Genomic DNA, 11,538 nt, shown 5'->3' on the forward strand with positions numbered 1-11,538 from the left:
GCTCGGCTTCGCCCGCCGGCGGCTTTGTCGCGTTGACTGACGAGCACTGGCTCGCCGAGCTGAATCTGAACTTGCTGGCGACCGTCCGGCTCGACCGCCTGCTGATCCCGCAGATGATCGAGCGGGGCGCGGGCGTCGTGGTTCACGTTACCTCGATCCAGTCCGTCTTGCCGCTGCCTGAGTCTACGACCGGCTATGCCGCTGCCAAGGCTGCGTTGAGGACCTACAGCAAGTCGATCTCGAAGGAACTCGGCCCCAAGGGCGTGCGGGTCAACGTCGTCTCTCCTGGCTGGATCATGACGGAGGCCGCGGGAGACTTTCTCGGAATGCTTCAGGCAGCGAATGGCGGCACGACCGAAGACGCGCGTCAGTCTGTGCTCGATGCCCTCGGCGGAATCTCGATCGGGCGGGGAGCCGAACCCGAAGAGGTGGCCGACCTTATCGCCTATCTCGCGGCCGACCGGGCCGCTGCGATCCACGGCGCCGAGTTCGTCATCGACGGCGGAACCATCCGCACCGTCTGACGGCGACACCCGGCGCTCGCCCACGACAGCGAGGCGAGCGCTGGCGTGCGGCGATGGCAATGGATCGATGCGCCCTGTCCGTCGTCCGAGCATGTTGAATTCCAAAGATGCGCTCGCGCCCGGTCCGCCATGCCGATCGGCCTCCGTTGTCGTGGGCGAACGCCCGCCCCGATCGTGGAGTGGGTTCGGGTGCAGGTGGGTCGGCGGCGTTGGGCCCGAGCGGCGCAGGCCGACATGGCGCTAGACCCCGATCGTCGGATCTTCCACGAACGGGAAGTGGTCGGGAAACTGCGTGCGAAGCATTTCCAGGACCTGCTCGACGAGATCCTCATGCGAAGCGAAGGCGGCTTCCGACTTCATAATGGGTGCAGGACTATCATCCCTGTATATTTCTGCGAACACCTGTCCGCTCGCCGCATCTGCCACTGTTTCGATTCTGATCGTTGCCATTGCGTACCGTCCTTTTTCCCACAAGCGCCTGCCCGCGTTCAAAGTTCCAGACACCGACACTGTTCGTAGTCACCTGCCGCACGAGGTCCTTGCTGCGGCGGTGAAAGATATTTCCGACCCGCCATTCTCCGCGGGGAACTGCCGCAGGGCGGCGGGCTTGCTGCACGGACCTACTTGTTTGGCAATGCTTCGTCACAAAGTGGCCGGACAAGCGTTAGTGCTGCGACAACCCAGCGAGGATCCTTGCCGCCACATGCCGATGCCCATCACCGCAGATCGCGCCAAGACGCTCGAAGCCACCCGGACGCTTAAGATGGCGCGGTCGGCACACGCTTACGTGCGCGGCAATACCGCCAAGTTCTACGAATGGCTGGCGGCCTCGCCAGCAGCGCACCGCTTGCCCCAAGGCCCTTCGGTCTGGATCTGCGGGGATTGCCATCTTGGCAACCTTGGTCCGATCGCCAGCGGCGATGGGCGCATCGCGGTGCAGATACGCGATCTCGATCAGGCCGTCATCGGCAATCCCGCGCATGACCTGGTGCGACTGGGCCTGTCCCTCGCCACGGCGGCGCGAGGCTCCGACCTCCCCGGCGTAACGACGGCGCGGATGATGGAGGAAATGGCCGAGGGATACGCCGCCGCCATGGCGAACCCAAGGGACGGCGACCCCGGAGACGAACCCGACGCCGTCCGAACTGTTCGCCGCAAGGCATGGACCCGGCGCTGGCGCCATCTTGCCAGGGAACGACTGGACGGCGACACTCCCAAGATTCCGCTCGGACGCAAATTCTGGCCGCTTGCCGAAGACGAAAACGAGGCGCTTCGCCGCCTGTTCGAGCGGCCCGAGGTGACCGAACGCATCCTGGCCTTCGAAAAACACGATGCGGATCGATCGGTGCGAATGGTCGACGGCGCCTACTGGCTGAAAGGGTGTAGTTCGCTGGGCCTGCTGCGCTATGCCGTGCTGATCGAGATCAGGAATGACAAGGAGCGCCCGGCTTACGCGCTTGTGGACATCAAGGAGGCTGTCGATCCGATCGCCCCGGCTTATGCGAGTGCAACCATGCCCGCCGACAATGCGCACCGCGTGCTGCAGGCCGCCCGCGCGCTTTCCCCTCATCTGGGCGAGAGGATGATCCCGGTCGAGATGATGGGCAAGTCGCTTTTCATCCGGGAACTTGCGCCCCAGGATCTCAAGCTGGAGATCGGCCAGTTCAGCGAGAAGCAGGCGGCCAAGGCAGCCCGTTACCTCGCGTTCGTGGTGGGCAAGGCCCATGCGCGGCAAATGGACGAGGCGACGCGGCAGGAATGGCTGCGGCATCTGGAAGCGGACCGGCGCTCCGCGATCGACGCTCCTTCCTGGTTATGGGAGAGCGTGGTCGCGTTGGCGGGGCGTCATGAAAGCGGCTACCTCGAACATTGCCGTCTCTATGCGCTCGCGGCCTGAGGCGATGCTGCCCCGGGGGGCTCCACGCGAAGCCGGGCGATAGAGGCGTTGCCCGCGGAACAGGCGGCTCGATCTGCCTCGTGATGGCGGCGTGGCGCGATCCACCCGGTGAGACCGCCTTAACTTCCCATCAGGTGAAGAATCGCCACGACCGCCTCGGCATAGCGCGGCTTTGGAGCGACCTAGCCAATCTTGGCTGCCATTCTCTACTTAGTTGATAGAGTGCATTTTTTGGGACGGGATCACTCGACCAAACGACACCAGAAAAAACAGTCAGGTCCAGGGGTATCCATGTCATCTCGTTTCGTTTTTCCCGGTAAGCAGGGTGCGTCGGCGCTCGGCATCGTCCTGTTCAGCATGGCCTCTGCCGCAGGTGCGCAGGAAGCCGCGCCGCCGGCTGGCGATACAGCGACGCTGGAGGGGCCCGCGATTGTGGTGACCGGCATTCGTGGGTCGCTGGAACGCGCCGCCACGATCAAGAAGAACGCGCTTCAGGTCGTGGATTCGATCGTCGCGCAGGATATCGGCAAGCTCCCCGACCCCACCACGGCCGCGGCGCTGCAGCGCGTGCCGGGCATCCAGGTTTCGGTGAACCGAAACAACGAACTAGGTGACGTGCGCGTGCGCGGATTGCCCGACGTCCTGACCACGGTGAACGGGCGCGAGGTGTTCACCACCACCGGCCGCCGACTGGACCTGCAGGACGTTCCAGCAGAAGCCCTGGCGCGCATCGACGTCTACAAGTCGCAGACCCCCGACCTCATCGAAGGCGGACTGGCCGGGGTCATCGACCTCGCCCTCAACAAGCCGTTCTCGTTCAACAAGCCCACCGCCGTTTTCTCCGCGCGCGGCAACTACGGCAAGCGTTCCGACAAGGCCGACCCTCAGTTCGGTGCTCTCCTGACCGATCGCTGGGACACCCCGATCGGCGAAATTGGCCTGCTGGTGAACGGCACCTGGTCGCGTTCCAGCTACGAGCGCGACCAGACCATCCTGAGCGGGCTGCGCAGTTCGGCGTCGACGCCGCTTAACACACCGGGCTACCTCGTCCCAAACATCCTCCAGAACTTCCCCGAGGAAGGTGTGCTCAAGCGCACGCAGTTCAACGCCGCGCTGCAATGGCAGGCCAGCCCCTCCCTCGAAGTCTACGTGGACGGCCTCTACACCCGCTCGCACGACCGGGGCGCCCACTACGGGGCCAACGTGCAGCCTTTCACGACCAACGTGAAGATGTCCGGCGCGCAGTCCAGCGGGGACTGTTTCCAGGCGCGGGTCACGGCGGCGGGGCAGAACCCGACGATCCAGACCGATGCCGCCGGGGTGCAGACGCTGCAACCCTATACTGTGCAGAACCTGTGCTACCTCAAGAGCGCGACGTTCAGCAACGTCGTCGTCAACCAGACCACGCAGGCGCGCGACATCGTGCAGGCCAACAAGCAGATCGCGGGCGGACTGCGCTTCGACCGGGACGGCTGGAAGGCCGACCTCGATCTCGCCTACCAGACCTCGCGCTCGGATCGGACGCTGATCGTCGCCGACATCGGCCAGCGGCTTGCCAGCCTGACCATGACCCCGGACGTAGACGGGATCGCTCAGTTCACGGTGCCCGGTGATGCGCTGCGGAGCACCGACAACCTCTATATCCGCAACAGCTTCCAGCAGCAGTTCGGGACGACCAAGGGCGACCTGTTCGCCGTGCGCGCCGATGCCGAGCGCGAGCTGGCCGGACTGCTCTCGAAGCTCAAGGTCGGCGTGCGTTATGCGTCCCGTGCGGCGGATTCGTACCAGGTCACGCTCAACACTGCGGTCCCCGGTGGCAACATCGGCACTGCGACCGAGGCGCGGGCGGTGAAGGTGTCGGCCACAGGTCTGCCGGATGACTTCCTCTCGATCGGCTCGCCGGCGCCGGGGATCAACGGCGGCAGCGCGTTCTACGTGCCCAGTCCCGACTTCCTGCTGTCGAGCCGGGGACAGGATGCGCTGCGCAGTTACGTCGGCCTGCCGACCGGGCGTGCCGATTTCCAGAAAGACCGTCAGTTCAACGCCAGCGAGGACACCATCTCCGCTTATGCGCAGGCGGAATACCTCATCCCGCTGGGCGATACCGCACAGATCGACGGCGTCATCGGCGGCCGCTTCGTGCGTACCGACCGCACCATCACCACCTTCCGCGCCTCCGGCACGGGCGCTGCGCTGACGTATGTGCCGGTCTCGGCCGACGCGACCGACGAGGACTTCCTTCCCACGGTCACCGCGCGGCTCAAGCTGGACAACGGGCTCCAGGCGCGGCTCGGCTTCACCAAGTCGATCCGCCGCCCGGAATTCGCCGACCTCAATCCCACCGTGACGCTCAGCCTGTCGAACAACCCCTTCGTCCAGAGTTCGGGCACGGCCGGCAATCCGGACCTCAAGGAACAGAAGTCCGACAGCTACGACGCGACGCTCGAGTACTACTTCCCCAGCGGCTACGTCTCGCTCGCCGGGTACTATCGGAGGATCACGGACCGCGTCATCAACGGCGCCGCGACGGAGACCATCGGCGGCGTGGACTACAGCGTCACCCGCCCGCGTAACCTTGGCGGAGCGACGCTCAAGGGCATCGAGCTGAGTGGCCAGTACTTCCTGGACTTCCTGCCGGGCGCCCTGTCGGGTGTCGGCGTGCAGGGCGCCTTCACGCTGGCGGATTCGAAGATCGGCGGCGATGATCCGCTAGCCGGCAATCCGCTGCAGGGCGTGTCGAAGTACAACTACACCGCCGGCCTGCTCTACGAGAAGTTCGGGATCAGTGGCCGGTTGGTCTACACCTACCGGTCGAAGTATTTCGACAGCGACCAGACCGGCTCGATCTCGGTCCGGCCGATCGACGCGGCGGACGCGGGCCGTGTGTTCGTGCCGACACTGCTCAGCTACGTCCGCTCGGCTGGGCGCCTCGATTTCAATATCGGCTACGACATCAACGAGGCCATCCGCGTCGATTTCGGCGGCACCAACATCCTGCGCAACAAGACGCGCGACTACCTGGGCCAGTCGTTCGCGACGTTCGAGGGATTCTACGACGAGACGACCTATTCGCTGGGCGTCCGGGTGCGGATATGACCGGAGCTAGGAGCATGACGATGGCATCACTTTCTCGAGGTTTCGTGCGGGCCGCCCTTGGCGCGGCGCTGATTTCGAGCGCACTGGCCGGCCCGGCGGCGAACGCGGCGCCGCGGCCGGCCCCGCAAGCCCCGGTTCCGGCGCGCGCCGATGCTCGGCCGAACATCCTGTTCATCCTCGTCGACGACATGGGATTTGCGGACCTGTCCGTCATGGGCAATCGCAAGATCGCGACGCCCAATCTCGACCGGCTCGCCGGGCAGGGCGTCCTGCTCACGCGCTTCTACGACGCGGCGCCGATCTGTTCGCCGTCGCGGGCGGGGTTCTTCACCGGGCGGTTCCCGGGTGAACTGGGCTTTGCCACCTTCATCAACGACCGTGCCGCCAATGCGACGTTTGGGCAGGCCGACTGGCTCGACCCGAAGGTGCCCAACATCGCCCGTGTGCTGCACGATGCCGGTTATGCGACGGGGCACTTCGGCAAGTGGCATATGGGCGGGGGCCGCGACATAGGCGATGCGCCGTGGCCCACCGCCTATGGCTTCGACGAGAGCCTGACGACGTTCGAGGGGCTGGGCCCGCGGGTCCTCGTGGCGGACGAAGAGCGCGGCCTCGCGGACCAGTCCGCTGCGCTGGGGCAGGGGCCGTTCTTCTACGACGTGAAGACCAACCTCACGCAGCTTTATGCATCGCGGACGCTGGACTTCGCAGGTCGGCACAGGGACAGGCCGTGGTTCGTGCAGCTCTGGCTGAACGACGTCCACGATCCTTGGGCGCCTGACGAGACACAGCTCCAGGCCGTCAAGGGCAAGGGCGCCGACCCCGACGACGACCGCTACCTGGCGACGATCGTCAAGATGGACCGCGCGCTGGGCAACCTGTTCGACCGGCTCAAGGACGTGGGCCAGTTCGACAACACGGTGATCGTCGTGACATCGGACAACGGACCTTCCGCCCTGCAGCGCTACTACAAGGACGGTGGGACCGCCCCGGGCAGCGTACTCGCCTTGCGCGGCCGGAAGGGGAGCCTCTACGAAGGGGGCATCCGGCAGCCGCTGATCGTCTCATGGCCCGGCCACGTGAAGGCTGGCTACCGCGACGAGCGCACCGTCGGGCAAGGCGTGGACCTCCTGCCCACACTGACTTCGCTCGCCGGCGTCCGCACACCCGGCTCGCTTGCCGGCATGGACCTTTCGCCTGTGCTGCAAGGCAGCGCGATCAAAAAGCGCCCCGCCATCTTCTGGTCGTTCGGCGCACCCAAGGCCAGCCAACAGCCGCGTGGGCCGTTCAAGGCGGCGGACCGGGCGCCGCACCTTGCGGTTCGTGACGGCAAGTGGAAGCTGCTTGCCGAGCCTGACGGCAGCGAAGTCCAACTCTACGATCTCGAGGCGGACCCGTCAGAGGCGATCAACCTCGCATCGAAGCAGCCCGGCCTGCGCGATCGGTTGCTCAAGCGGCTTGTTGCCTGGGGCTCCAGGTTGCCGGTTGGCGGCGCCTTGATGGGCAACGGGCCCACGATCGATTGACCCTCAACCCCGCTTGGTGACAACTAGAGTTGCACCAGACAGGTTGCCACAGGGCTGACCAGTTACACAGCATCCATCAGTAATCCGGCGAATCGAGACCAAGACGTTGGGGAAACTCAGGCATCCGGGGCCGGTCACGGGCCATGCGGGCGGTCCTGGACTTTGCGCGCGCAACATATGATCGCGCGCCGTCAGCCGCCGCAATAGACGCCTCCTTCAGGCTCGCCATGTTGCCATGTTTACCACCAGATAGCCTTGCCCATCAGATCAAAGTGATCCTTTGGGCGATCAGGAACTATACCGTCATCGTCCGCTTACCCCGTTAGCGGTTGTAGAAGTAAGCCGATTGGAACGGAAAGTAAGTACCCCTTTAAGGCAAGGAACGAAGGGCTCGAATCGGCTCGCCTCATTTTGGCTCGGGAACGACCGATATGAGGGCGGACTTCATGGAGGGGCGGGGTGCTTGCGTCAGCCGATGGTCGGTGTCGGCGATTCTCGCGTCGATCTCCCGACCGCCTGTTATTGAAGCTGTCATCTTCAGCTCAAGGAAGAGGATACCGGAAAGAAGATCCGGCCCGTCCTGGTGCAACGGGCAATACACCTTGATCGAACGCGGCTTGCGTTTGTTCGCTAAGCATGCGGCGCCATTGACGATAATGTGCAACCCACCATGCTTCAGCAATTGGCATACGGCTGGATTGAGGTCGCAGCGGCTGCAGGAGATGAGAATGACTATGACGCGGTGCGCTAAGAGCCGTCTCGGCTTCACTGACGATAGAACAGCGTGATCGAGGCGGCGTGATTCATTCGGATGTGGCCACCAGTCTGGTTCACAGTCTGGTTAAGGTAGCCCAGTTCGAGCGTTGACGCCCCCGCCAGACCAACTTCTGTGCCGATGAAGCTGCGTAGCTGGTCGAAACCGCCCCTCGCGCCCCAGTCGGTATCGTTCAGCGCCAAGAACGCCTCGGCATAGACCAGAGCGTTCACGGCGTCGCTGCCCATTCGAAGCGGGCGTTCGTAGCGCACCATTTCCCGCAAACGCCAGCCCATGTCGCCCCCGTTTGAACGCCAACGCTGTTCGACCCGGGTGCGCGAAGACAGATCGCCACCCAGTGGCTTGCCCAATGCGAGGTTAAGCTGCTGGAAGGTGCGGTCCTCGTTGATGTCTCGCCCGCCATCGACCGGGGTGATCACATGCGCATAGCCTTGATAGAGCGTTAGGGTGGGCGAAACCTTCCACCCGGCCGCGCCGCGCAATAGCAGTGTGTCAAGCCGGGAGAAATCGTCGCCCATCCGTGGTTGGACCTCCAGGAAGTAGACAGCGTCTCCCGAGACGCCGCCCATGACCGTCAGGTTTACCCAAGCCTGCCCGTCGTGCAGCGTTTCGCCGTGCGCATAACTTGCGAAACTGAACGCGGCGACAGCGGCTAGAACGGAAAGTGCGATGCGGTGCATGGTGTCCTGGAGGCAGCTGGAGATCGCAGCGGTATGGCTCGTTCATGTCAACGGAATTGCCGGTCGGTTAGGTCTTGTGTCACTTTCTCGCGCTCGGAAGGACGGCCATGCGATTTCACTTGAAGTGCCATCGTCGACCCAATCATCTGCTTGGCGAACGCCGAGCTTTCGTTGAGCGGCGGAGTTGAACGTGGAAATCAAGAAAATGTCCGACTTGCCCTAGCCCTGTCCTGTTCCCTAAGAAGCCAGACCGATGTGCGGTATGGGTGCGGGGGCGACATGTTCGATTTTCTCAGAAAGCAATTCGTCGACGTCATCGATTGGCTTGAGGCGCCTGGCGACCTCGCGTGGCGCGTCCCGTTCGCGGATCGGGAAATCCAGAACGGCGCGCAGTTGACTGTGCGCGAGGGGCAGGCCGCGATCTTCGTCAACGAGGGCTTGATCGCCGACGTCTTCGAACCAGGCCTGCACCGCCTGGACACGGCGAACATGCCCATCTTGTCCAACCTGATGAACTGGGACAAGGCCTTCCGCTCGCCGTTCAAGTCGGACGTCGTGTTTCTGTCGCGCAAGGAACAGCACGGCCTCAAGTGGGGCACCGCCCAGCCGATCACGGTGCGCGATGTGGAGTTCGGAGCACTGCGGCTGCGCGCGTTCGGGTCCTATTCATTCCGGGTGAATGATGTCGAGAGCTTCGTCGCGCGCGTCGTCGGCACGTTGGGCGAAGTGAGCGTGGCCTCGCTCGAGCCGCAGTTGCGCGCAGCGATCCAAGCCGCGATCGCGACCGCGCTTGGGGGGAGCCGCGTCGCCTTCCTCGACCTTGCGGCAAACCAGCAGGCGCTGTCGGACCGTATCCGCGGGGAGGTGGACAAGGCCTTTGCGCAGTGGGGCATCGAGTGCCTGAGCTTCTACGTCGAGAGCATCTCGCTGCCCGACGCCGTCCAGGCCCATCTCGACAAGGGCTCGTCGATGCGCGTGTTGGGGGATCTGGGCGACTACACCCGTTTCCAGGCGGCCGAGGCGATCGAGGCGGCGGCGAGCCAGGACGGCGGATCGATCGCCGGCATCGGCGCGGGCGTGGCGGCTGCGACGGCGCTCGGTGGCGCGATGGCGCAAGGGCTGGGTACGACCGCTCCCGGTCTGGCGGGAGCCCCAACGGAAGACCCCGTGGCGATGATCGAGAAGCTGCACAAGCTGGTGACGCTGGGCGCGCTCAGTCAGGAGGAGTTCGACGCAAAGAAGGCCGAACTCCTCGCCCGCATTCGCTGACACGCGGCATCTGGGGAAGTCGGCGTGACCAATTGTCCTTCGTGCGGTGCCGGCCTGCCGGTGCGCAGCGCGGCGCTCCCGTACACGACCTGCGCGCAGTGCCAGTCGCTATTGCTGCGCGAAGGGCTGACGGTGGAACAGATAGGCAAGGTCGCGGTCCTTCCGTTCGACGTCTCGCCGATCCAACTCGGCACGACGTTGCTGGTCGAGGGACTGCACCTGACGGTGGTTGGCCGCGTGCGCTGGGGCTGGGACGACGGATCGTGGAACGAATGGCTGCTTCACGGCGACGACGGCGCGCACCGCTGGCTGGGCGAGGCGATGGGCGCGTTCATGCTGAGCACCGACCGCGCGGACCTGCTCGACTTGCCGCTCGCCCTCGGTTTCGCGGAAGGCGGGAAGATCGTCATCGGCGATGAAATCGTGGTGGACGGCGTCACGCTTCGTGCAGTCGATTGCAAGGAGGCGCGGTGCCTGGGCAGCGAAGGTGACCTGCCGTTCGTAACCCTGCCCGGACGCGCGATGACCAGCATCGACTTTCGCGGCCCCCACGCCGAAGCCCTGAGTCTCCAGCGCGACGAACGCGGGACGAGCGCATGGCTGGGCTATTACAGCGAGCTTGCCGGTCTCGCACCGGGCAACCTGCGCGCGATCGAGGGTTGGGCCTTTCCGGAAGTCCTGCGGTGAGCGCGGTTCGGACCATCGCCTGCCCCAACTGCGGCGGCTCGCTGGAGGTGCGCGCGGCGGGCTTTTCAGTGAATCTGGCCTGTCGCTACTGCAGCTCGATGCTCGACGTCTCGCGGCCCGAGGTGGCCCTTATCGAGGCGCACAGCCGCGCCGCCGCGGGTTTCAAACTGCCCCTCGGCCGGCGCGGCACGCTGATGGCGACCGAATGGGAAACGGTGGGCGCCCTGCGGCGCAGCGATGGCAACTATACCTGGGATGAGTACCTGCTGTTCAACCCTTACGCCGGCTATCGCTGGCTGGTATTCACCGAAGGCGAGTGGCAATTCGGCACGATGTTGCTCGGCCGGCCGGAGGGCAATAGGCACAGCGGCACCGTCACCTGGGGCGGACAGTCCTATTCTTGCGAGGGTGAACCCGAACGGACCGTGACCGACGAGGTCCTCGGCGAATTCTACTGGCGCGTGCGGCAGGGCGACGAGGTGTTCGCCCTCATGTTCGGGCGCGGCGAGCATGTCCTGTCGTGCGAGGAGGGCGTGGGCGAGGCCAACTGGACCGTGTTGGTGCCCATTGATAGCGCGATCATCGAGACCGCCTTTGCCCTGAAAGACCCGGCGGGGCCGCGCCGCCGCGCGGCGCCTCGCGCGGATCCACCGCCCCGGCGCGATGTCGATGACCTGCCGGCGATGTTCGGCCTCGCCTTCGCCGCCATGGTGGCGTTGCTGCTGGCGATGGTCCTGATCTCCGGCCCGGTCGACCGCGCCGCGGGCACCATCGATGTGCCTTTCGGCAGCACCCGCGAGGGCGTGAAGATCGGCACGATCGCTGTGAAACGCCCCTGGCAATTCGTCGACATCACGGCCCGCGCCAGGGACTTCGACAACCGCTGGGTGGACCTCGACTACAATCTCGTCGATCGCGCCACCGGGCAGTCGATCGACGGCTACGGCATCGTCGAGCACTATTCCGGCACCGACAGCGACGGGCGCTGGAACGAAGGCCGTCGCCGCGCCCGCACCAAGCTTGGCCGGGTGGCGCGCGGCACATACGACGTCTATGTCGATGCCGCTGCCCACGGCTGGCCTGC

General features: G+C 65.1%; 9 protein-coding genes. 7 read left to right on the plus strand and 2 right to left on the minus strand.

Going from position 1 to position 11,538, the window contains the following annotated elements; translation table 11 throughout:
- The 4 genes from PMI02_RS06470 to PMI02_RS06485 all read left to right on the plus strand — a co-directional run.
- Positions 1-524: oxidoreductase (locus PMI02_RS06470; RefSeq protein WP_007680417.1), on the plus strand; the 524-nt coding region annotated here is incomplete at its 5' end.
- 361 nt (positions 525-885) lie between these two features.
- Positions 886-2,421 (plus strand): DUF2252 family protein, encoded by a 1,536-nt coding sequence (locus PMI02_RS06475; protein ID WP_238539008.1) that lies wholly within the window; start codon positions 886-888, stop codon positions 2,419-2,421.
- A gap of 291 nt (positions 2,422-2,712) precedes the next feature.
- Entirely contained in the window at positions 2,713-5,517 is a 2,805-nt protein-coding gene (locus PMI02_RS06480; RefSeq protein WP_007680421.1) for a TonB-dependent receptor, read from the plus strand.
- 20 nt (positions 5,518-5,537) lie between these two features.
- Positions 5,538-7,043 carry a sulfatase-like hydrolase/transferase gene (locus PMI02_RS06485; RefSeq protein WP_007680422.1) on the plus strand — a complete coding sequence of 502 codons (1,506 nt, stop codon included), beginning with the start codon at positions 5,538-5,540 and terminating at the stop codon, positions 7,041-7,043.
- Positions 7,044-7,449: 406 nt separating this feature from the next.
- On the opposite strand, the gene PMI02_RS06490 is transcribed toward PMI02_RS06485, so the two are convergent.
- Positions 7,450-7,725 (minus strand): hypothetical protein, encoded by a 276-nt coding sequence (locus tag PMI02_RS06490; protein WP_162130148.1) that lies wholly within the window; start codon positions 7,723-7,725, stop codon positions 7,450-7,452.
- Positions 7,726-7,808: 83 nt separating this feature from the next.
- On the minus strand, positions 7,809-8,498 hold the full coding sequence (locus PMI02_RS06495) for a DUF2490 domain-containing protein (RefSeq protein ID WP_007680423.1): 690 nt from the start codon (positions 8,496-8,498) through the stop codon (positions 7,809-7,811).
- Between the two features lie 279 nt (positions 8,499-8,777).
- Here PMI02_RS06495 and PMI02_RS06500 point away from each other — a divergent pair, with 279 nt between their 5' ends.
- The 3 genes from PMI02_RS06500 to PMI02_RS06510 all read left to right on the plus strand — a co-directional run.
- The gene (locus PMI02_RS06500) at positions 8,778-9,767 is read left to right on the plus strand and encodes an SPFH domain-containing protein (protein ID WP_007680424.1); all 990 of its coding nucleotides are present in this window, start codon (positions 8,778-8,780) and stop codon (positions 9,765-9,767) included.
- Positions 9,768-9,791: 24 nt separating this feature from the next.
- Complete coding sequence (locus tag PMI02_RS06505) at positions 9,792-10,454, plus strand: DUF4178 domain-containing protein (protein WP_007680425.1); 663 nt, start codon at positions 9,792-9,794, stop codon at positions 10,452-10,454.
- Positions 10,451-11,538 (plus strand): DUF4178 domain-containing protein (locus PMI02_RS06510; RefSeq protein WP_007680426.1); only part of this gene is annotated, 1,088 nt, incomplete at its 3' end. The genes PMI02_RS06505 and PMI02_RS06510, both read left to right, overlap by 4 nt.

The organism is Novosphingobium sp. AP12 (assembly GCF_000281975.1).
In the GTDB taxonomy this organism is placed as follows: Bacteria; Pseudomonadota; Alphaproteobacteria; order Sphingomonadales; family Sphingomonadaceae; genus Novosphingobium.

What these genes read in the sequence shown, in the direction of transcription:
- PMI02_RS06475 (WP_238539008.1), top strand. Translation starts at nt 886, where the DNA reads ATGGGTGCAGGACTATCATCCCTGTATATTTCTGCGAACACCTGTCCG.
- PMI02_RS06480 (WP_007680421.1), top strand. Translation starts at nt 2,713, where the DNA reads ATGTCATCTCGTTTCGTTTTTCCCGGTAAGCAGGGTGCGTCGGCGCTC.
- PMI02_RS06485 (WP_007680422.1), top strand. Translation starts at nt 5,538, where the DNA reads ATGGCATCACTTTCTCGAGGTTTCGTGCGGGCCGCCCTTGGCGCGGCG.
- PMI02_RS06495 (WP_007680423.1), bottom strand. Translation starts at nt 8,498, where the DNA reads ATGCACCGCATCGCACTTTCCGTTCTAGCCGCTGTCGCCGCGTTCAGT.
- PMI02_RS06500 (WP_007680424.1), top strand. Translation starts at nt 8,778, where the DNA reads ATGTTCGATTTTCTCAGAAAGCAATTCGTCGACGTCATCGATTGGCTT.